Source organism: Pseudomonas sp. CC11G (assembly GCF_056174845.1).
In genome coordinates, this window is sequence record NZ_JBWBZC010000010.1 from 149,318 (window position 1) to 168,787 (window position 19,470).

At 62.2% G+C, this 19,470-nt stretch carries 18 protein-coding genes; 9 read left to right on the top strand and 9 right to left on the bottom strand.

All coding sequences use genetic code 11. The features are described from left to right. Positions 1-437: 437 nt before the first annotated feature. The 6 genes from pqqA (at position 438) to AC0V2S_RS14250 (ending at position 5,755) form a co-directional block, all read left to right on the top strand. Positions 438-509, top strand: a complete 72-nt coding sequence (gene pqqA / locus AC0V2S_RS14225) for a pyrroloquinoline quinone precursor peptide PqqA (RefSeq protein WP_003243383.1) — start codon at positions 438-440, stop codon at positions 507-509. A 68-nt stretch (positions 510-577) separates the two neighbouring features. Further along, positions 578-1,492: a pyrroloquinoline quinone biosynthesis protein PqqB gene (pqqB, locus tag AC0V2S_RS14230; RefSeq protein WP_475510310.1), complete on the top strand. Its 915-nt coding sequence runs from the start codon at positions 578-580 to the stop codon at positions 1,490-1,492. Between the two features lie 159 nt (positions 1,493-1,651). Beyond that, positions 1,652-2,404 carry a pyrroloquinoline-quinone synthase PqqC gene (pqqC, locus tag AC0V2S_RS14235; protein WP_475510311.1) on the top strand — a complete coding sequence of 251 codons (753 nt, stop codon included), beginning with the start codon at positions 1,652-1,654 and terminating at the stop codon, positions 2,402-2,404. After that, entirely contained in the window at positions 2,401-2,688 is a 288-nt protein-coding gene (gene pqqD / locus AC0V2S_RS14240) for a pyrroloquinoline quinone biosynthesis peptide chaperone PqqD (protein WP_475510312.1), read from the top strand. Before pqqC ends, pqqD begins: the two co-directional genes overlap by 4 nt. A 37-nt stretch (positions 2,689-2,725) precedes the next feature. Next, entirely contained in the window at positions 2,726-3,847 is a 1,122-nt protein-coding gene (pqqE, locus tag AC0V2S_RS14245) for a pyrroloquinoline quinone biosynthesis protein PqqE (RefSeq protein WP_475510313.1), read from the top strand. Positions 3,848-3,898: 51 nt separating this feature from the next. Next, complete coding sequence (locus AC0V2S_RS14250; RefSeq protein WP_475510314.1) at positions 3,899-5,755, top strand: S9 family peptidase; 1,857 nt, start codon at positions 3,899-3,901, stop codon at positions 5,753-5,755. Between the two features lie 167 nt (positions 5,756-5,922). On the opposite strand, the gene pobA is transcribed toward AC0V2S_RS14250, so the two are convergent. Beyond that, positions 5,923-7,107: a 4-hydroxybenzoate 3-monooxygenase gene (pobA, locus tag AC0V2S_RS14255; RefSeq protein WP_475510315.1), complete on the bottom strand. Its 1,185-nt coding sequence runs from the start codon at positions 7,105-7,107 to the stop codon at positions 5,923-5,925. A 122-nt stretch (positions 7,108-7,229) separates the two neighbouring features. Between pobA and AC0V2S_RS14260 the strand changes: the two genes are divergently transcribed. Both AC0V2S_RS14260 and AC0V2S_RS14265 read left to right on the top strand, forming a co-directional pair. Further along, positions 7,230-8,093: a helix-turn-helix domain-containing protein gene (locus AC0V2S_RS14260; RefSeq protein WP_475510316.1), complete on the top strand. Its 864-nt coding sequence runs from the start codon at positions 7,230-7,232 to the stop codon at positions 8,091-8,093. A 113-nt stretch (positions 8,094-8,206) separates the two neighbouring features. Further along, positions 8,207-9,031 carry an HDOD domain-containing protein gene (locus tag AC0V2S_RS14265; RefSeq protein ID WP_475510317.1) on the top strand — a complete coding sequence of 275 codons (825 nt, stop codon included), beginning with the start codon at positions 8,207-8,209 and terminating at the stop codon, positions 9,029-9,031. Between the two features lie 232 nt (positions 9,032-9,263). Here the strand turns inward: AC0V2S_RS14265 and AC0V2S_RS14270 are convergent, their stop codons facing one another. From AC0V2S_RS14270 to AC0V2S_RS14305, 8 genes are all read right to left on the bottom strand, one after another. Continuing rightward, positions 9,264-11,531: an ATP-dependent DNA helicase gene (locus AC0V2S_RS14270; protein ID WP_475510362.1), complete on the bottom strand. Its 2,268-nt coding sequence runs from the start codon at positions 11,529-11,531 to the stop codon at positions 9,264-9,266. Positions 11,532-11,554: 23 nt separating this feature from the next. After that, complete coding sequence (locus AC0V2S_RS14275) at positions 11,555-13,195, bottom strand: VRR-NUC domain-containing protein (protein WP_475510318.1); 1,641 nt, start codon at positions 13,193-13,195, stop codon at positions 11,555-11,557. A 96-nt stretch (positions 13,196-13,291) separates the two neighbouring features. After that, positions 13,292-13,510: a hypothetical protein gene (locus tag AC0V2S_RS14280; protein WP_475510319.1), complete on the bottom strand. Its 219-nt coding sequence runs from the start codon at positions 13,508-13,510 to the stop codon at positions 13,292-13,294. A gap of 305 nt (positions 13,511-13,815) precedes the next feature. Continuing rightward, positions 13,816-14,526: a DUF3108 domain-containing protein gene (locus AC0V2S_RS14285; RefSeq protein WP_475510320.1), complete on the bottom strand. Its 711-nt coding sequence runs from the start codon at positions 14,524-14,526 to the stop codon at positions 13,816-13,818. 8 nt (positions 14,527-14,534) lie between these two features. After that, a complete protein-coding gene (gene purN, locus AC0V2S_RS14290; protein WP_475510321.1) occupies positions 14,535-15,191 on the bottom strand; it encodes a phosphoribosylglycinamide formyltransferase in 657 nt (218 codons plus the stop codon). Then, positions 15,191-16,249, bottom strand: a complete 1,059-nt coding sequence (gene purM, locus AC0V2S_RS14295; protein WP_475510322.1) for a phosphoribosylformylglycinamidine cyclo-ligase — start codon at positions 16,247-16,249, stop codon at positions 15,191-15,193. Before purM ends, purN begins: the two co-directional genes overlap by 1 nt. Positions 16,250-16,555: 306 nt before the next feature. Continuing rightward, entirely contained in the window at positions 16,556-17,281 is a 726-nt protein-coding gene (locus AC0V2S_RS14300) for a methyl-accepting chemotaxis protein (protein ID WP_475510363.1), read from the bottom strand. A gap of 80 nt (positions 17,282-17,361) precedes the next feature. After that, the gene (locus AC0V2S_RS14305) at positions 17,362-18,168 is read right to left on the bottom strand and encodes an MCP four helix bundle domain-containing protein (protein WP_475510323.1); all 807 of its coding nucleotides are present in this window, start codon (positions 18,166-18,168) and stop codon (positions 17,362-17,364) included. Positions 18,169-18,390: 222 nt separating this feature from the next. On the opposite strand from AC0V2S_RS14305, the gene AC0V2S_RS14310 reads away from it, so the two are divergent. Further along, the gene (locus AC0V2S_RS14310; RefSeq protein ID WP_475510324.1) at positions 18,391-19,467 is read left to right on the top strand and encodes a DUF2066 domain-containing protein; all 1,077 of its coding nucleotides are present in this window, start codon (positions 18,391-18,393) and stop codon (positions 19,465-19,467) included. The last annotated feature ends 3 nt before the right edge of the window (positions 19,468-19,470 follow it).

A 19,470-nucleotide genomic window follows, 5' to 3' on the forward strand; every position in this document is an offset into this window, starting at 1 on the left:
TCGCTAGCAGGTGAGGCGCTGCGAATCGGCGTCTTGTTGTTTTGGTCATGCGCGGACATGACGCGTAAGCCAACCATAGCCCGATGGTCTACCTCTTGCAGTCATCCTTCCGTCGCATGCCAGCGTACGCAGCAAGCGACATGCCGAAAGCCCAGCGCCCGGCCGCAAGCCCCGACCCAGCGCGCCGCAAGGCCTGCGGGGCAGAGGAGGGTGGTTGGGGCAGGTGTGCCACGGATGACACAGGTGTCGCAACATGCTTGGTCAGGTGTTGCAACGGCGCTACTAAATCAGGGGCAAAACTCGTTCGAAAGTAGCATTCGGCGAGACCGGCCTGGGTGGTTAACTCAGCCTGTCGGTGAAAAACCGGCGTGATGCTTTCGACATAAAGCGCAGCACCTCAACCGTAAAACCCCATCAACAAGAAGAGGAAACGACCCATGTGGACTAAACCCGCCTACACCGACCTGCGTATTGGTTTTGAAGTGACCATGTACTTCGCCAATCGTTGAGCCGGTTTTTTAAGTGCCCCGGTTCGCCGGGGCATTTGGCAACGCGGCCGCCTCATTGAGATCGCCCTATGTATATCCAGATTCTCGGTTCCGCTGCCGGTGGTGGTTTTCCCCAGTGGAACTGCAATTGTCGTAACTGCCGCGGCGTTCGCGCCGGCACCCTGCGCGCGCAACCGCGCACGCAATCGTCCATTGCCCTGAGCGACGATGGCGAGCACTGGATTCTGTGCAACGCCTCGCCCGATATCCGCGTGCAGCTCGAATCTTTTCCCAAGCTGCAGCCGGCGCGCAAATTGCGCGACACCGCCATTGGCGCGGTGATTCTGCTCGACAGCCAGATCGACCACACCACCGGCCTGCTCAGCTTGCGCGAAGGCTGCCCGCATCAGGTGTGGTGCACGGAGATGGTTCATCAGGATTTGAGCACCGGCTTTCCACTGTTCCCCATGCTCACCCACTGGAACGGCGGCCTGCAGCACAACCTGATTGCCCTGGATGGCGAGCCCTTCAGCATTCCGGCGTGTCCGGGCTTGCGCATTACCGCCATTGCCCTGCGCAGCAGCGCCCCGCCTTATTCGCCGCACCGTGGCAACCCGCACCCGGGCGACAACATTGGCTTGTTTGTGGAAGACACCCGCAGCGGCCGCTCGCTGTTTTACGCACCGGGCCTGGGCCAGGTAGACGACAGCCTATTGGCCTGGATGGGCCGCGCCGATTGTTTGCTGGTGGACGGCACGCTGTGGCGCGACGACGAAATGCACGTGTGCGAAGTGGGCGACAAGCTCGGCAGCGAAATGGGCCACCTGGCGCAGAGCGGGCCGGGCGGGATGATTGAAGTGCTCGACAGCTTGGCCGGCCCGCGCAAGGTGCTTATCCACATCAACAACACCAACCCGATTCTCGACGTCGACTCGCCCGAACGCGCGATTCTCGCTGAGCACGATATTGAAGTGGCGTGGGATGGGATGGGTATTGAGCTTTGACGGCTGAATTTGGCGTACGACTGCCAATTCTGGATCCCAGCCCTCGCTGGGATGACGGTGGAGCGGGCAAAAACCTCCGTCGTCCCAGCGAAGGCTGGGACCCAGAATGTTGGACTAGTCGCCCGATGCAGCACCAATAAAAACAAAAGGATTCACTGCATGAAAAACCCTGCCCTAACCCCCGCCGAATTCGAACAAGCCCTGCTCGCCAAGGGCGCCTACTACCACATCCATCACCCCTTCCATGTGGCGATGTACGACGGCCGCGCCAGCCGTGAACAGATTCAGGGCTGGGTCGCCAACCGCTTTTATTACCAGGTGAATATCCCCCTCAAAGACGCCGCCATCCTGGCCAACTGCCCGGACCGCGACACCCGCCGCGAGTGGGTGCAGCGCATCCTCGACCACGACGGCGCGCCTGGGGAGGAGGGCGGTATCGAGGCCTGGCTACGCTTGGCCGAAGCCGTGGGCCTGGACCGCGAGCAGGTGGTATCTCAGGAGCTGGTATTGCCCGGCGTGCGCTTTGCCGTGGATGCCTATGTGAACTTCGCCCGCCGCGCCAACTGGCAGGAAGCGGCCAGCAGCTCACTCACCGAACTGTTCGCCCCGCAGATTCACCAGTCGCGCCTGGAAAGTTGGCCGCAGCACTACAGCTGGATCGACCCCGCCGGCTACGACTACTTCCGCACCCGCCTCAAGCAAGCACGGCGCGATGTGGAACATGGCCTGCGCATCACCCTGGCGCACTACACCACCTTCGAGGCGCAGCAGCGCATGCTGGAAATTCTGCAATTCAAACTGGATGTGCTGTGGACCATGCTCGACGCCATGAGCATGGCCTACGAACTCAACCGCCCGCCGTACCATTCGGTGACGGATGCCAACGTATGGCACCGGGGGATTGCGCTATGACGTCTGTGCACGCTCTACCCACAAGCAAGGTTCCCGTCTTACGCCGCGGCTACCGCTTCCAATTCGAGCCAGCGCAAGCCTGCCACGTGTTGCTCTACCCCGAGGGCATGATCAAGCTCAACGACAGCGCCAGCGAGATTTTCAAATTGATCGACGGCCAGCAGGATGTCGCCGCCATCATCGCCAACCTGAGCGAGCGCTTCCCCGATGCGCCCGGCATAGACGAAGACATCTTCGCGTTTATGGAGGTGGCCTGTGCTCAGTTCTGGATCGACTTTCTCTAAGGTAGAGAGCGCTAAGCCGGCTGTCTCCAGACAAACCGTGCCCAAACCCGGTCCGCCCCTGTGGCTGCTGGCTGAACTCACTTACCGCTGCCCGCTGCAATGCCCGTATTGCTCAAACCCGCTGGACTTCGCCAAGCACGGCAAGGAACTGAACACCGCGCAGTGGATTGACGTGTTTCGCCAATCGCGGGAAATGGGTGCCGCCCAGTTGGGCTTCTCCGGCGGCGAACCGCTGGTGCGCCAGGACCTGGCCGAGCTGATCAAGGCCGCCCGCGACATGGGTTACTACACCAACCTGATCACCTCCGGCATCGGCCTCACCGAAAAGCGTATTGCCGAATTCAGCGAGGCCGGCCTGGACCATATCCAGATCAGCTTTCAGGCCGCCGACGAGGAGGTGAACAATATGCTCGCCGGCTCGAAAAAAGCCTTCGCCCAGAAGCTGGCCATGGCCCGCGCCGTGAAAGCACACGGCTACCCGATGGTGCTGAACTTCGTGACCCACCGGCACAACATCGACCGCATCGAACGCATCATCGATCTGTGCCTGGAGCTGGAGGCCGACTTCGTGGAACTCGCCACCTGCCAGTTTTACGGCTGGGCCGAGCTCAACCGTGCCGGGCTGTTGCCGACCCGTGCGCAACTGGCCAACGCCGAGCGCATCACCAACGAATACCGCGCCCGCCTGGAGGCGCAGAACCACCCGTGCAAGCTGATCTTCGTCACGCCCGACTATTACGAAGAACGTCCCAAGGCCTGCATGAACGGCTGGGCCAATCTGTTCCTCGACATCACCCCCGACGGCACCGCCTTGCCGTGCCATAGCGCGCGGCAATTGCCGGTGCAGTTTCCCAATGTGCTCGAACATAGCATCAGCCATATCTGGAACGAGTCGTTTGGCTTCAACCGCTTTCGCGGCGATGACTGGATGCCCGAGCCGTGCCGCTCCTGCGATGAAAAACACAAAGACTTCGGTGGCTGCCGCTGCCAGGCATTCATGCTCACCGGAGACGCCAGCAATGCCGACCCGGTGTGCAGCAAGTCGGCCCACCATGGGGTGATTCTGGCGGCGCGTGAGGAGGCTGAGTTGGCGTCGGCCGGTATGCAGGCGCTGACTATGCGTAATGAAAAGGCATCACGGTTGATTGTGAAGGTTTGATCAGTGCGCACAGAAGCGTACGCTTTGGCGCATCAACCAGAGCCTGCTCCTATGCCCACTCGTGATGCGCGTTATGGTTTTTTCCAAAGCGACTGGTCGGCCCGCCAAGCGGCCTCGGCCAGCCGCGACTTTGCCGAGCTCAAGGTCAATGCACAGGGCCTGTTCTGGGTGGAATTCAACCCCCAGGACGGGCGCAATACCTTGTGGCGCTGGCAGGGCCAGCAGGCTCACTGCCTGACCCCCGCGCACCTTTCTCTACGCAGCCGCGTGCACGAATACGGTGGCGGTGTGTTCTGCCTGACCGAGCGCGGCGTGGCGTTCGTCAACGACAGCGATCAACAACTTTACGAGCAGCGTTTGGACGACGGCAGCGTGCGACGCCTGGGCGATGCTTCGTTATGCCGCTACGGCGATCTGCAGTACGACCCCTCTGCCCAGGCGCTGCTCGCCGTGGAGGAATGCCACGGCCAGGGGCGGGTGCGTAACCGGCTGGTGAGTATCAATCTGGCCGACGGCTACCGCTCGGTGCTGGCTGAAGGCGCCGACTTCTACACCTCGCCGGTGCTGAGCGACGACGGCCAACGGCTGGCCTGGATCGAATGGGACCGCCCCGCCCAACCCTGGACCCAAACGCGCCTGTGCAGCGCCCGGCGCGACAGTCGTGGGCATTGGCCGCTGCTTAAGGTGGTGGCTGGCGGCAATAGCGAAGAATCCCTGCAACAACCGCGTTTTGATGACGGCGGTCGGTTGATCTGCCTGAGCGACCGTGATGGCTGGTGGCAGCCGTGGGGCGAGGTCGACGGCTACTGGCAGCGGCTGGCGCATGGCGCCGAGGCCGACCATGGCAGCGCGCCTTGGCAACTGGGCGCGTGCAGCTATTTGCCGATACGGGATGACGGGTTGCTGCTGAGCCGTTTGGTTAACGGTTGGGGCGAGTTGTTGACCCAGCGTGGTGACGGTGCTGAGCAACGATTGGCGCCGGACTACAACCGCTTTCGGGCATTGGCGGCGGACGGCGATTTCTTCTACTGCATCGCGGCGGCGGCGGATCGCTTGTCCGCCATTCTGGCCATTCGCCGGGGCGATGGTCAGGTGCAGGTGGTAGCCGGCGGTGAGCAGCCGTTGGCGGCTGAGCAACTGGCATTGCCGCAACCGCTGGACTACCTCAGCAGCGGCGAACGCGTCCATGGATTCTTCTATGCGCCGCCGCAGGTTTCGCCGCTGGATGAAAAGCCGCCGCTGGTGGTGTTTCTGCACGGCGGGCCGACCTCGGCGTGCTACCCGGTGTTTGATCCGCGCATTCAGTTCTGGACCCAGCGCGGCTTTGCCGTGGCCGATCTCAACTACCGTGGCAGCAGCGGGTTTGGCCGCGAATACCGGCAGCGGTTGCAAGCGCAGTGGGGCGTGATCGATGTTGAAGATGCAGTGGCGGTGGTGGCGCATCTGGCCGGGGCTGGGCGAATTGATCCGACGCGGGCGTTTATTCGTGGCGGCAGTGCGGGTGGGTATACGGCGCTCTGTGCGTTGGCGTTTCATGCCGTTTTTCGCGGCGGCGCGAGTTTGTATGGCGTGAGCGACCCGCTGGCGTTGCGGCGGGTGACGCACAAGTTTGAAGGGGATTATCTGGATTGGTTGATTGGCGATCCCATCGTCGACGCCGAGCGGTATGAAGCGCGCACGCCGTTGTTTCATGCCAAGCGGATTACGGCGCCGGTGATCTTTTTCCAGGGCGGCAGGGATGCGGTGGTGTTGCCGGAGCAGACCGCCAGTATGGTGGCGGCGTTGCAGGCGCGTGGGGTGTTGGTGGAACAGCATTTTTACCCGGACGAGGGGCATGGGTTTCGCCGGGCTGAGCACCTGGAGGAGGTTCTGGAGTTGGAGTTGGGGTTTTATCAGCGGTTGCTTTAGGTAGGGAGCGGACCCGCGTTTGCCTTTTTATCTTCGCGCCTGGATCCCAGCCTGCGCTGGGATGACGGAGGAGGGTGCAAAAAACACCGTCGTCCCAGCGCAGGCTGGGACCCAGAATCGTGCAGAGGCACCACGTTGGTTCTGCAAACGAAGTCGGCAAAAGTCCTTTACTCAATCGCCTCGTACGGCAACCCCACATAATTTTCCGCAATGGTCTTACGCCCTGCCTCTGAGCTCACGAAGTAATCCAACTCCGTCTGCTGCATCCGCTGACTAAACGCATCGGTATCGGGAAACCGGTGCAGCATCGAAGTCATCCACCAGGAAAACCGTTCGGCCTTCCACACCCGGCGCAGGCAGATCTCGGAGTATTTCTCCAGCAAGTCGGTGCGCCCCTCGCCATACACCTTCAGCAGAATGCGATACAGCGTGCTCACATCACTGGCCGCCAGGTTCAGACCTTTGGCGCCAGTGGGCGGCACGATATGGGCGGCGTCACCGAGCAGGAACAAGCGACCGTATTGCATCGGCTCGACCACAAAGCTGCGCAGCGGCGCGATGCTTTTTTCAATCGACGGCCCGGTGATCAGCCTGGCCGCGACGGGCGCCGGCAGGCGGGCTTTGAGTTCGTTCCAGAAGCGCTCGTCCGGCCAATCTTCCACTTTCTCATCGCTGCCCACCTGCACGTAATAACGGGTGCGCGTCGGCGAGCGCATGCTGCACAGGGCGAAGCCGCGTTCGTGGTTGGCGTAGATCAGCTCTTCATTTACCGGCGGCGTGTCGGCCAGGATGCCCAGCCAGCCGAAGGGGTAAACCCGTTCGAATTCCTTCAGCACACCTTCAGGAATGGACTGGCGCGATACGCCATGAAAACCATCACAACCGGCGATGTAATCGCAGTCCAGGCGCAGGGTTTCGCCGTTGTGCTCGAAGGTGACGTAAGGCTGCTCGCCCTTGAGTTCATGCGGTTTCACGTTGCTCGCGCCGTAGAAGGTGCTGGCGCCGGCAGCTTCGCGGGCGTGCATCAGGTCGCGGGTGACTTCGGTCTGGCCGTAAACCATCACGGTCTTGCCGCCGGTCAGGCCCTTGAGGTCGATATGTTCGCTGCGGCCGTCAAAGGCCAGCTCGAAGCCGTCGTGTACCAGGCCCTCGATGTCCATGCGCTCGCTCACGCCGGCTTCGCGCAGCAGGTCGACCATGCCTTGCTCCAGCACGCCGGCACGGATGCGGCTCAGCACGTAGTCGGGGGTTTGCCGTTCGATGATGACGTTGGCGATACCGGCCTTGTGCAGCAGTTGGCCGAGCAGGAGGCCGGACGGACCGGCGCCAATAATGGCGATCTGGGTTTTCATGGGCGTTGTCCTGTCTCTTCGGAGACTTAGTTGTTTTTATAACGCCTGTATTTTTTGTGGTTAAAGCCTGGCTTAGAAGGCAATATCGAACAGCTTTCAGGTACTTTTCGTGGATCGCGAAAATGATAAAACCCGCAGAAAATCCGGTTCCAGTCTTCAAACTCTATGGCGAAACCGGCGCCTGGCCGACGCCGGACCTGATTCATTGCGAGTCGATTCCCGAGCGCAGCCGCTTGCACCATTGGGAAATCAAACCGCACCGGCACAGTGATCTGGTGCAGCTCCTGTACGTGCAATCAGGCCAGGCGCAGTTACAGGTTGAGGACGTGTTGGACGACGTTGGCGGCGGTTCGCTGCAAGTGGTGCCGGCGCTGTGTGTGCACGGGTTTCGCTTTTCCGATGATGTGCAGGGCTACATTCTCAGCCTGGCCCAGCCGCTCGCCGAACAGCTGGCCGCGACGCTGGACAGCCAGGTACTGCGCACCCCGGCCTGCTTTGCGATAGGCAGCGAAGGGCGTTACCTGGATGCGTTGTTCGAATCGATTGCCGCCGAGTACGACCAGCAGCAAAGCGGCCGCGACCTGATGCTGCAGTCGCTGATCAGCGTATTGCTGGTGTCGCTAAGCCGCCGTGCCGAGGCGCAATCGTCCGCGCAGGGGCCGGACCGCGGGCGCGAGCACGTGGACGCCTTCACCCGCTTGCTCGAAGCCCATTACCGCCAGCACCTGCCCATCGAGCATTACGCCAGTGCGCTAAGTATCAGCGCCGCCCACCTCAATGCCCTGTGCCGACGCCTGGCCGGGCAATCGGCGTTGCAGATGATCAATCAGCGGCTACTTTTAGAAGCGAAACGCTGCCTGGTGTACAGCGCCATGACCGTTAATCAGGTCTCCGACAGCCTGGGTTTTTCCGATCCGGCCTACTTTTCGCGGTTCTTCAAGCGCGGCACGGGGCTCTCGCCCAAGGGCTTTCGCATTCAGCGCTAGCGTTGCTGGCGGGCCCTTGCTAGCTTCAAGGGTGTGGCCCACACCCGGTGTCGGTGCGCTGAAAATTGTTGCCTATGCTTTCCTTACAAAGCCGTTCAACTGAGAGTGAGCTCATGGATATAGAAACACTGTTCGCCGACCTGCATGCCTTGCCCAGCATTCCCAAGGTGGCCCTGGAACTGATTCAGCAATTCGACAGCCCGTCCTCAAGCCTGGACGCCGTAGGTCGCAATATCGCCAAGGACCCGGTGATCGCCGCCAAGGTGCTGCGCCTGGCGAACTCCTCCCGTTACCGTGGCACGCGAGAATCCACCAGCATCGAAGACGCTGCCTCGCGCCTGGGTTTCAACACCCTGCGCACGCTGGTGATGGCCTCGGCGGTGACCGGCGCGTTCAAGGCCGACGCCAGTTTCGATCTCAAGGGTTTCTGGATTCACAGCTTTCAGGTGGCCAGTATCAGCCGTCTGCTGGCCAAGCAGGCCGGCCAGGACGCCGACACCGCATTTACCTGCGGCATGATGCATAACATCGGCGAATTGCTGATTCAGACCGGCGCGCCGCAATACGCACCGAAGCTGAATGCCAGCAAACACGGCAACGCCGCCGGCCGTGCCGCCAACGAAACCCTGCAACTGGGCTTTGGTTACCCGGAAGTGGGCGCCGAGCTGGCGCGCCGTTGGCAGTTGCCGAAGTTGATCCAGACCGCTATCGCCTTGCAAGCCAAGCCTTCGCAGGCGCCGGCCGATAGCCCGTTGCCGAAAACCCTGGCCCAGGCCGTGCTGATTGCCGAGGCGCTGCAAGCCCACGGCGGCGCGACAGATGAAGCGCGCGAGTCGTTGCACGGGCCGTTGATTGAAGAGCTGGATCTGGACGCGGTGTTTGCCGCGTTGCCAGCGGTGCTGGAGGCGGACAAAGCGTTCGCTGAGTTGTTGGGTTAATTCCTTACGCTTCGGCTCGACGTGCGCCAGGGGTAGGTTGGGTTGAGCCGTCGGCGAAGCCCAACATTGCTTCATCACGGGAGCGCACCATCTGGGCAGGCCGCCGGGCCTGACCCGCGCGGTCGTGAGGAGGACGGTTGGGAGGCTCGCGGCAACCCGGCGCTCTGGTTGGTGGCGGGGTTGGGGTCTGGTTCATGTGTATCGTTGGGCTTCGCCTTTGGCTCAACCCAACCTACGGCGTAAGCGTCTCATCCACCGTCGGCAACCGACACCGCCCCACCTCCCACCACGTCGGCAATAACCGCCTTACCGCCGCCTGGCTAAAGCGGTCATCCATCAAATACACCACCCCTGAATCCTGCTGCGTGCGGATCACCCGTCCGGCCGCCTGTACCACTTTCTGCAGGCCGGGATAGAGGTAGGTGTAGTCGTAGCCACTGCCGAACATCGCTTGCATGCGTTGCTTGATCTGCTCGTTGATCGGGTTGATCTGCGGCAGGCCCAAGGTGGCGATAAACGCGCCGATCAGCCGGTTGCCGGGTAAATCGATGCCCTCACCAAACGCGCCGCCCAGCACGGCAAAGCCGATGCCCTGGCCGCTTTCCTGAAAACGTTCGAGAAAGTGCTGGCGCTCGGCTTCGTCCATTTGCCGCGATTGCACCCAGATCGGCACCAGCGGGTGCGCCGCCACAAACTGGTCGCGCACCTGTTCCAGGTAGGCGTAGCTGCTGAAAAACGCCAGGTAGTTGCCCGGCCGCTCGGCAAACTGGCGGGCCATCAGCGCGGTGATCGGCGCCAGCGAGCGGTCGCGGTCGACGTAGCGCGTGGACAAGTTACTCACCGCCTGCACATGCAATTGCTCGGCGAGAAACGGCGATTCCACGTCCAGCCACGGCGTGTGTTCCGGCAACCCGAGCAGGTCGGCGTAGTAGTTCGCCGGGCTCAGGGTGGCGGAGAACAAGGTGCAGCTATGCGCCGCCGCCAAACGCGGGGCGAGGAACGGCGCCGGCACCACGTTGCGGATGCACAGGGTGGATTGCGACTTGCCGCCGGTGCCCAGGTGGCGGCTGATATCGAACAACGAGTGCGCACCAAACACCTCGGCCAGGCGGCAGAACAACATGGCATCGAGGTAGAAATGCAGCAGCTCGGCTTCGTTGCCGGTGGGCTGGTCGGTGAGGTGGTCGGTGATGGCGCTGACCGCTTTTTGCAGGGCCATGATGAACAGGTCCGGCGCGGCGGGGTACACCTGGTACAGCGCTTCCTGGTCCTGGTGCAGCTGGTTCCAGTGGCGGTTGACCCGGTCCAGCACGCTCTTCAAACCCTTGGGGGCCAGGCCGCGCATGATCTTGAAACGCGCCTGCTGCAGCTCGGCGCTATACATGCCGCGCCCGCGCTCCACCAGGTTATGCGCCTCGTCCACCAGCAGGGTTACCTTCCATTCGTTGAGCTGGGTGAGGCCATAGAGCAGCGCGGTCATGTCGAAGTAGTAGTTGTAGTCGCACACCACCACGTCGCTCCAGCGGCACAGCTCCTGGCTCAGGTAATACGGGCAGATGCCATGGGCCAGGGCGGCGTCGCGCACGGCGTTCTGGTTGAGCCACTGGCTGTCGAGCGCGGCTTTGCGTGCGGCGGGCAGGCGGTCGTAGAAACCTTTGGCCAAGGGGCAGGAGTCGCCGTGGCAGGCTTTGTCCGGGTGTTCGCAGGCTTTGTCGCGGGCCACATGTTCCAGTACGCGCAGGGCGATTTTCGGCTCCTGGCTGCGCAGGGTTTCAAGGGCGTCCAGGGCAAGACGACGGCCCGGAGTTTTGGCCGTAAGGAAAAAGAGGCGATCAATCTTCTGTTCGGGAAATGCCTTGAGCTGCGGGAACAGCGTGCCGATGGTTTTGCCAATGCCGGTGGTGGCCTGGGCCATCAGGCTATGGCCGTCGCGGGCGGCGCGGTACACCGCTTCAGCCAGTTGGCGTTGGCCGCTGCGAAAGCTGGCGTGGGGAAACTTCAACTGCTCCAGGCTGGTATCGCGTTCGATCCGGTGCGCCTGTTCCTGCTTGGCCCAGGTGATAAAGCGTTGGCAATGCAACTCGAAAAACGCCTGCAAGGCGCTAGCGCTGAAGGTCTCGCGAAAGCTGGTTTCCTTGTGGGTGAGCACATTGAAATACACCACCGCCAGGTCGACTTCCTCCAGTTCGTACTGCGCGCACAGCAGCGCGCCGTAGACCTTTACCTGCGCCCAGTGCAGCAGGCGGTGGTTGTCGGGAATGCGCGAGATATCGCCGCGGTGGGTTTTGATTTCTTCCAGCAGGTTGTCATCGGGGTTGTAGCCATCGGCGCGGCCACGCACCAGCAAGCCTTCATATTCGCCGCTCAGCGGCAGCTCGGCGATATAGCCCGAGCCACGCCGGGCCACCACGCTCATATGCCCGGCAATGCCCTCCTGGGCGGTGGGCGAGGGGGTGAAGCGCAAGTCGAGGTCGCCCTGTTTGGCGGTGAACTCGCACATGGCCCGCACGGCAACCTGATAAATCACGCCTCGCACCACTGCACGTAACAGACGTCGACCGGCATGCCGTTCTCGGCGCAAAAGGCCAGCCAGCGTTTCTGGTTGTCTTGCAGGCGGTCGCCGGGGCCTTTCACTTCGATCATTCGGTAGCGCTGCTCGGCCGGCCAGAACTGGATCAGGTCGGGCATTCCGGCGCGGTTGGCTTTGATATCGCCCAGTAACCGTTGGAACCAGGCGCGCAGGTGGGCGGCGGGCAGGCAGGTGAGGGCCTGGTCCAGCAATTCTTCGGTGAGCAGGCCCCAGTACACGAAGGGTGACTGGATGCCGAATTTTTCCTGGTAGGTGGCGCGGATGCGGGTTTTGTAGGCCTCGCTGTCCAGTGCCGCCAGGCAGTCAGCAAATAGGGCGGCGCGGCGCTGGGTAAAGTCGGCGCGTAATAAATCCACCGGGCCGCTGTGGAACGGATGGAAAAACGCCCCCGGCAGCGGCGCATAAATGGCTGGCCAGCAGAGCAAGCCGAACAGGCTGCAGATCAGGGTGTTTTCCACGTAATGCACGGGAGCGTGGTCTTCGCCGAGGTGCAGCTGCACACGTTGCTCCACGCTGAAGTCGGGGTGAAAAGGCAGGCTAAGTTCGATCAGGCCAGCTTCGACCTTCGGCGGCTTGCTGGCTTTGGCCAGACCGAGCTGGCGGTTCAGGCGGCTTAAAGCGCGGGCCACCAGTTGCGCTTCAGCATCGTTGACCGGCGCGGCAGCGGCCTGCTGCGCCAGGGCGTGGGCCGGTTCGTACTGGGCCAGGCGCTCCAGCACGCGAATCTGCCGTTGCCGGGCCTGTGGATAAGCGCTGACGCCGTACAAGGCCAAGGCATGCTCCAACTCACCCAGGCGTTCCAGGTGCTGGCCGATGGCGAACAGCAGCTTGCCGCGCCGCTCCACCAACAACGGGTTTTCGGTGTGCACCTCGGCAATCTGCTCCAACACCTCGGTCAACGGCTCGCCGGCTTCGAAGCGTTGACGGCACTGCCACAGGTGCAGGTAAGTATCCACGTCTTCACGGCGGGTAAAACCGCGCGAATCGGCGCTGAGCTCCACGTATTCATAGCGGAAGATGCCCAGATCCGAGAGCACAAACTCCACCCAGTCCTGGTGCAGGTTGCCGAAGAACATCAGGCGCAGGCGGTCGATCAACTCGCCAATGCCCAGCGTCAGCAGTGGGTCGTCCAGCTGCGGGCACCACTGGCTAAACGGCCGCTCGCCTTCCAGCTGGTTTTCCAGCTGTTCGAGCAATTGCGGTTTATTGGCGGTGCGGATGGCGAGCAGGGCGCCGAACTGTTGCAGCACTTCGTCTTTGCGCAGGTAGGCGAAGAGTTCCTGCACGTTCAGGGCGTATTCGTTGCTGATCCAACCGTGGGCCAGCAGCGGCTCGGCGGCCTGGCGGGGGCAGCCGATTTCTTCGTAGCTCAGTTTGCTGGCGCGAAAGTGCGGGCCCTTGCGCATGATCATGCGCGTCAGCAGGGCTTGTGAGGCTAGCGGCAGCTCGCCGAACTGGCGCACGAACGCCGCTTCGTGCGCGTCGAACAGGTCGTTATAGCGCGCAGCCAGCCAGGCCAGCGCTTTATGAAAGTTCGCCAGGTAATAGAAACGGGGATCGTCGAGGGAGTGCATCGGTACGCCAAACCACTGTGTGCATGTACAGATACCAGCGCGGCGGCGCGCTGGCAATCGCAAATTGATCGGTGGCGGCGCGGTGGTCGGTTGGGCTCAGTTGTAGGTGATGGTGATGACCTGATTGTTCACGCTGGTTTCGCCAGGGTTAAGAGGCAGGGATTGGGTGGTGAAGGCAGGGAAGTCGCGGGCGCAGGTGCTGGCGCTGCAGGTTGGATTGACGATCTGCCCCTCGAACTGAAGGGTACCGCCTACGGCTAGGGCGGGCAGAGAGGCGACAAAGGAGAACAGCAGTACAGCGAGGCGGGTAGGCATGGCGATGGCTCCGTGGTTGGCTTGCACGGGCAAGTTAAGAGCGCAGCAGAGTTGCCTGCCAGACGGAGAATTTTGTTTTGTAGGCGTGTTCCTGAAAAGAGCATTTTCTGAACACTGTAGGACGGGGAGTTGTGGTCAGCTGAGAGGTTTTTTGTTCGTAGGATGGGTAGAGGCGTAGCCGAAACCCATCGCGGTTTCGGCATATATCGCTGATGGGTTTCGCTGCGCTCTACCCATCCTACGGGCCGGTGACACGCCCATAAAAAAGCCCCGCACGGAGCGGGGCTTCTTCATTCGGCTCGGGCTTAACTGCCTTTCACCGCTTTCCCATCGACGCTGCCGTCTTTGAGCATGATCTGGTATTCCTTGCCGTCTTTCTCGACCTGGAACAGACGCACCAGCAGGTAATTCCAGTCTTTGGCGAACCACAGCACGGTTTTGCGGCTGCTTTGGGTTGGGTCGCGTACGCGCTCTACCTTGATGGCGTCCACGCTGCCGGCCATGGTCTGGACCTTCTCTTCACCCAGCACGCGGAAGTCGTAGGTTTCGATATCGCCGCCATCCACCACTTGGTAACTCATGGTTTTCTTGCCAGCGGCCACGTCGGCTTGCAGTACCACCTGGTAGGTGGATTTATCTTGCACGCCACGGTTCAGCGGCAGGGAAACCTGGTCGCCACGGTCGCTGCCGATGACTTTCTTGGCGTCCCAGTCGAAGTCCAGTTCTACGGTTTTGCCCTTGCCCAGACCGCTGCGTTCGTAGCGGTAGGTTTGCGGCAGGAAGGTGGTGCCGTCGACACGGAAGACGCTTTCTTCGGTGAGGCCGGCCACCAGCATGGAGGCTTTGAAGTTCAGCAGCCAACGGCCGTCAGCCTGCTTTTGCAAACTGCGTTCGGCAGTTCCGCTAACGGGAACCTGTTTCCAGTCGGCGGTGTAGCTCGCCGAAAAGGGTTTCAGTTCCAGGGCCTGCGCCGGCAGGGTGAGCACGGCGAGGACGAACAGCAAGGCGCGACGCATAAAGTCTCCTAGGTTCGGATCAGGTGGCCGGTGGCCGGTAGCAACTGCTCTTTCAGCATTGCCCCCTCACTGCCCAGTTGCAAGTCGCCATCAGCGAACCAGCGCACAGCGAGTGGGTAAATGCAGTGTTCTTGTGCATGTACGCGGTTGGCCAGGCTTTGGGCCGAGTCATCCGAGCGCACCGGCACGACAGCTTGTACGACCAGAGGGCCCCCATCGAGTTCCTCTGTAACGAAATGCACGCTGCAGCCATGTTCGCTGTCGCCGGCATCCAGCGCTCGTTGATGGGTGTGCAGGCCTTTGTATTTGGGCAGCAGGGACGGGTGGATATTGAGCAGCCGCCCTTCGTAATGACGCACAAAGGCGCCACTCAAAATGCGCATAAAACCGGCCAGCAGCACCAGGTGCGGTTGGCAGCTGTCGATCAGCGCCATCAGCGCGGTGTCGAAGGTTTCACGGTCGGGGAAATTTTTGTGGTCAAGCACATGGGTGGCGATGCCGGCCGCTTTGGCCCGTTCCAGGCCAAAGGCGTCGCTGCGGTTGGAGATTACGGCGCAGATCCGGGCGGGGGTTGAGCCCGCCTGGATGTCATCGATCAACGCCTGCAGGTTACTGCCCGAGCCGGACAGCAACACGACCACATTGCAGGGTGCGGCGTTGGGCATCAGTGGGCTTTCAGGTTGTTCAACACAACGCGTTCGGCATCGGCGGCGCCGGCGTTGATCTGGCCGATTACCCACGGTTGCTCGCCGCTGGCGGTCAGGTTAGCCAGCACGCTGTCGACGTGTTCCTGGGCGACGCAAATCACCATGCCCACGCCGCAGTTCAGCACGCGGTGCATTTCGGTTTCGTTCACGTTGCCTTGCTCTTGCAGCCAATCGAACACGGCCGGGCGTTTCCAACTGGCCACGTCGACCACCGCTTGTGCGCCGTCTGGCAGTACGCGCGGGATATTGTCCAGCAGGCCGCCACCGGTGATGTGGGCCATGGCTTTCACGGCGCCGGTGTCTTTGATCAGCTTGAGCAGCGGTTTTACGTAGATGCGGGTCGGCGCCATCAGCAGTTCAGTCAGGGCTTTGCCTTCGAGCTGCACGGTTTCGATATCAGCACCGGACACTTCGATGATCTTGCGGATCAGCGAGTAGCCGTTGGAGTGCGGGCCGGAAGACGGCAGGGCGATCAGGGCGTCGCCGGTTGCTACTTTGGAGCCGTCGATGATTTCAGCTTTTTCCACCACGCCAACGCAGAAGCCGGCCAGGTCGTAGTCTTCGCCTTCATACATGCCCGGCATTTCGGCGGTTTCACCACCGACCAGCGAGCAGCCCGCCAGTTCGCAGCCGGCACCAATGCCGGTGACCACGGTGGTGGCGACGTCAACGTTGAGTTTGCCGGTGGCGTAGTAGTCGAGGAAGAACAGCGGCTCGGCGCCGCATACGACCAGATCGTTTACGCACATGGCGACCAGATCCTGGCCGATGCTGTCGTGCTTGTTCAGGTTCAGCGCCAGGCGCAGCTTGGTGCCCACGCCGTCGGTGCCGCTGACCAGAACCGGTTGTTTGTAGCCGGCCGGAATTTCGCAGAGGGCGCCAAAACCACCCAGGCCGCCCATTACTTCCGGACGCGCAGTGCGCTTGGCCACGCTTTTGATGCGTTCGACCAGTGCCTCACCTGCATCGATATCGACGCCGGCGTCCTTGTAGCTAATGGAGGGTTGCTTGCTCATAGATCCAGGCCTTTATGAAAGGGATGTTCGGGGAGCGACCGGAACATGAGGTGGCGGTTAGCCTGGCCGGTCTGCGAAGGCGCGCGATTTATCAGGCTTGCCCTCGGGCGGCCATCCACGCAGCCGGACGGCCTGAAAATAGTCAGACCGCGTGAAAACTACTGCGCTCGGTTTGGCTGCGTTAAAAACGGGCGAAAAATGCTCATTGACTACGTGTCAACTCCGCTTTTTCGCCCTGCTCTTAGTTTAGAGAGGGCCTTGCCAAACCTTCGCTCGCTACGTTTTCACGCGGTCTGAAAGCATGGGTTACAGTCGGAATCTATCCACCGACAACGACAACTTGCCCGCCAGGCTCGACAGCTCATCGGTGCTCGTGGCGGTCTGGCTGATCACCGTGCTGTTGCTGACCGACATGGTGGCGATGGTTTCCACCTGATGGGCGATCTCGTTACTGGCCAGGCTTTGTTCGCCGATGGTGCGGGTAATGTCGTTCACCAGTTGGGTGGTGCTGAGCGTCGCTTCGAGAATTTCGCGAATCGCCTTTTCCACGTCCGCGGTCACCGCCATGCCTTTGTCCACCTGGGCGACGCCGGCTTCCATGCTGGTGGCGGCATCGCGGGTGCTGGTTTGAATGCGCTGCACCATGGCAGCGATTTCCTGGGTGGAGGCGCTGGTGCGCCCGGCCAGGCTGCGCACTTCATCAGCCACCACGGCAAAGCCACGGCCTTGCTCACCGGCCCGCGCCGCTTCAATGGCCGCGTTCAGGGCCAGCAGGTTGGTCTGGTCGGCAATGCCCTTGATCACCTGGATGATGCCGAAGATCTGTTCCGACTCCTGATCCAGCGTGCGAATCACCTGCGCCGACTGCTGCACCGAGCGGGCGATGCCGTCCATGTCCTGAACCACTTGATGAATCACCTTGCCGCCGTCTTTGGCCAGGCGCTCGGCCTGGTTGGCCATGTCCAGCGCCTGCCCGGCATGGCGGGTGATTTCCTCGATGCTGGCGGTCATTTCACTGGCCGCCGCCGCCATCGTATTGGCCGCCTCGCTTTGCTGGGTGCTGCTGCCGGCCACCTGATGGCAGCCGGCGCTCAGTTGCTGGCTCAGGCTGTTTACGCTGTCGGCGTTGCTGCGCACGGCGCGATCATGCCGCGCAGGTCGCGCTGCATGGTCGCCAGGCTGCGGATCAAGGCGCTGGCCTCGTCTTGCTGGGTGGGTTGTTCGATGGTGCGACCGAGGTCGCCCTGGGCGATGCTGCTGGCGATGCCGCTGGCCGCCAGCAGAGGCCGCATGATGCTGCCGATAATCCATGCGCCTTGCACCACGAGCAGCACGAGGCTGGCAATCAATACGATGGTGAGGGTGAGGTTGGCGGTGCTCAGGGCGCTTTCAGTGTCTTTGCTGGTCTGCTCGGTGTTGCCTTCAATCAGCTCGCTCAGGCTGGCCATCTCGCCTTCCAGTTGGGTGAAGGCGGCATTGAAGGTGGGCAGTTGTTTTTGCGCGGCGTCGGGGTTGGTCAGGGCCTGACCGACGATGCTTTCGGCCGCTGCTATATAGGTATCGAGGTTGGGTTTGACCTTGTTCAGCCCGGCCTTGATGGCATCGTTTACCGGCAGCTTGAGGTTTTCCGTCAGCACCTCGCGAAAATGCCCGGCGTGTTCTTCCAGGCTGCTACGCGCTTCTTCAGCACTGGTGGGACTTTTGCCCAGGCCCACCAGCATGGCGGCCAGCACGTCGGCGCGCAGGGCGTCGTGCATCATGTCGGCTTCCATATGATTGCGCAGGGCATTGAGGCTCACCTGGTTGGCGCGCACCGCGTCGGCCACCTGATGGTTACCGATGAAACTCACCAGGCTGAGAATCAGCGCCGCCACGAGACCTGTGCCGGTTAACAGCAGCAAACGTAATTTTATCGACACCGCAGGTACCTCTTTTATGTGTTTGCTGTGCGCACGCTGGCGCCGTACTGAGAACGTATCGGCTGGCCGTTACGCTTGTTGAGTGCCTATTTGTTTAGCTAGTTAAGCCGGTAATTGGCGGCGCCGCTCGACAGCGCCCGAGTGGGCTGTTTAAGGTAGAGCACTTTGTCGCAGCGCCCTGCAATGCAGGCCTGTCGCCACCTCCCGAGCTGAGAGCCCACCATGCGTTTTTCTGCCTCACTGTTCAGTCCGTTGTTGGCCCTGGGCCTGTCCCTGTGCAGCGTTGTCGCCCAGGCCGCGCCCGTTGAAGACCTTTACCAAGTGCGCCAGCCAGTCACCAGCCAGCAACCGGAGGAGCGCGCCACCGCCCTGAGCAGCGCCCTCGACACCCTGGTGCTGCGCCTGACCGGCGACAGCAAAGCCCTGAGCAACCCGGCGATTGCCGCCCTGCGCAAAGACCCGCAACAGCTGGTGAGCCAATACGGCTACGAAAATGGTCCGCCCCAAGTGCTGGTGGTCGACTTCGACGCCATCAGCACCGACCGCAGCCTGCGCCAGGCCGGCATTTCCCTGTGGAGCGCCAATCGCCCGGCCGTGCTCACCTGGTGGCTGAACACCACCCCGGATGGCGCGAGCCTGGTGGGCGACAGCCAACCCGCCGCCGCACCCCTGCAACGCGCCGCGCAAAACCGTGGCTTGCCGCTGCGTTTGCCGATCGCCGACCTGAATGAGCAGCTCGCCGGCACCGCGGAAAACCTCACCGCCAACAACCCCGACGCGCTGAAAGAACCCTCGGCCCGCTACGGCGCCGATGCGCTGCTGGCCGTTAGCGCCCAGGAAGACAGCGGAAAATGGCAAGCGCAATGGCGCCTGTGGTTGGGCGACAGCCGCGAGCAAGGCAAGGTTGAAGGCGCGGATGCCGACGCCGTCGCCGACGCCGTGCTGCTGGCCGTAAGCCAACGTTTGGCCACGCACTTTGTGGCGGCCCAGGGCTCGGCGCAGGACCTGACGCTGGATATCCAGGGCGCCGACCTCAACCGTTACGCCGAACTGCAACGCCTGCTCGAACCCTTCGACGCGCGTCTGCAAAGCGCCGTGGGCAATCGCCTGACCTACCGCGTCAAAGCCAGCAGCGAGCAACTGCGCGCGCAACTGGCCCTGGCCCGGATGCGCGAGCTGCCGCCGGAGCCGGTAGCGGCGGCGCCGGTCGACGCCAGCGCTACACCGGCCGGCCAAGCCCCCGCGCCGGTAGCGCCCGCGCCAGCACCAGCGACCAACGTGCTCCATTACGGCTGGTGAACC

What these genes read in the sequence shown, in the direction of transcription:
- pqqB (WP_475510310.1), top strand. Translation starts at nt 578, where the DNA reads ATGTATATCCAGATTCTCGGTTCCGCTGCCGGTGGTGGTTTTCCCCAG.
- pqqC (WP_475510311.1), top strand. Translation starts at nt 1,652, where the DNA reads ATGAAAAACCCTGCCCTAACCCCCGCCGAATTCGAACAAGCCCTGCTC.
- pqqD (WP_475510312.1), top strand. Translation starts at nt 2,401, where the DNA reads ATGACGTCTGTGCACGCTCTACCCACAAGCAAGGTTCCCGTCTTACGC.
- AC0V2S_RS14250 (WP_475510314.1), top strand. Translation starts at nt 3,899, where the DNA reads ATGCCCACTCGTGATGCGCGTTATGGTTTTTTCCAAAGCGACTGGTCG.
- pobA (WP_475510315.1), bottom strand. Translation starts at nt 7,107, where the DNA reads ATGAAAACCCAGATCGCCATTATTGGCGCCGGTCCGTCCGGCCTCCTG.
- AC0V2S_RS14260 (WP_475510316.1), top strand. Translation starts at nt 7,230, where the DNA reads ATGATAAAACCCGCAGAAAATCCGGTTCCAGTCTTCAAACTCTATGGC.
- AC0V2S_RS14265 (WP_475510317.1), top strand. Translation starts at nt 8,207, where the DNA reads ATGGATATAGAAACACTGTTCGCCGACCTGCATGCCTTGCCCAGCATT.
- AC0V2S_RS14270 (WP_475510362.1), bottom strand. Translation starts at nt 11,531, where the DNA reads ATGTGCGAGTTCACCGCCAAACAGGGCGACCTCGACTTGCGCTTCACC.
- AC0V2S_RS14275 (WP_475510318.1), bottom strand. Translation starts at nt 13,195, where the DNA reads ATGCACTCCCTCGACGATCCCCGTTTCTATTACCTGGCGAACTTTCAT.
- AC0V2S_RS14280 (WP_475510319.1), bottom strand. Translation starts at nt 13,510, where the DNA reads ATGCCTACCCGCCTCGCTGTACTGCTGTTCTCCTTTGTCGCCTCTCTG.
- AC0V2S_RS14285 (WP_475510320.1), bottom strand. Translation starts at nt 14,526, where the DNA reads ATGCGTCGCGCCTTGCTGTTCGTCCTCGCCGTGCTCACCCTGCCGGCG.
- purN (WP_475510321.1), bottom strand. Translation starts at nt 15,191, where the DNA reads ATGCCCAACGCCGCACCCTGCAATGTGGTCGTGTTGCTGTCCGGCTCG.
- purM (WP_475510322.1), bottom strand. Translation starts at nt 16,249, where the DNA reads ATGAGCAAGCAACCCTCCATTAGCTACAAGGACGCCGGCGTCGATATC.
- AC0V2S_RS14300 (WP_475510363.1), bottom strand. Translation starts at nt 17,281, where the DNA reads ATGGCGGCGGCGGCCAGTGAAATGACCGCCAGCATCGAGGAAATCACC.
- AC0V2S_RS14310 (WP_475510324.1), top strand. Translation starts at nt 18,391, where the DNA reads ATGCGTTTTTCTGCCTCACTGTTCAGTCCGTTGTTGGCCCTGGGCCTG.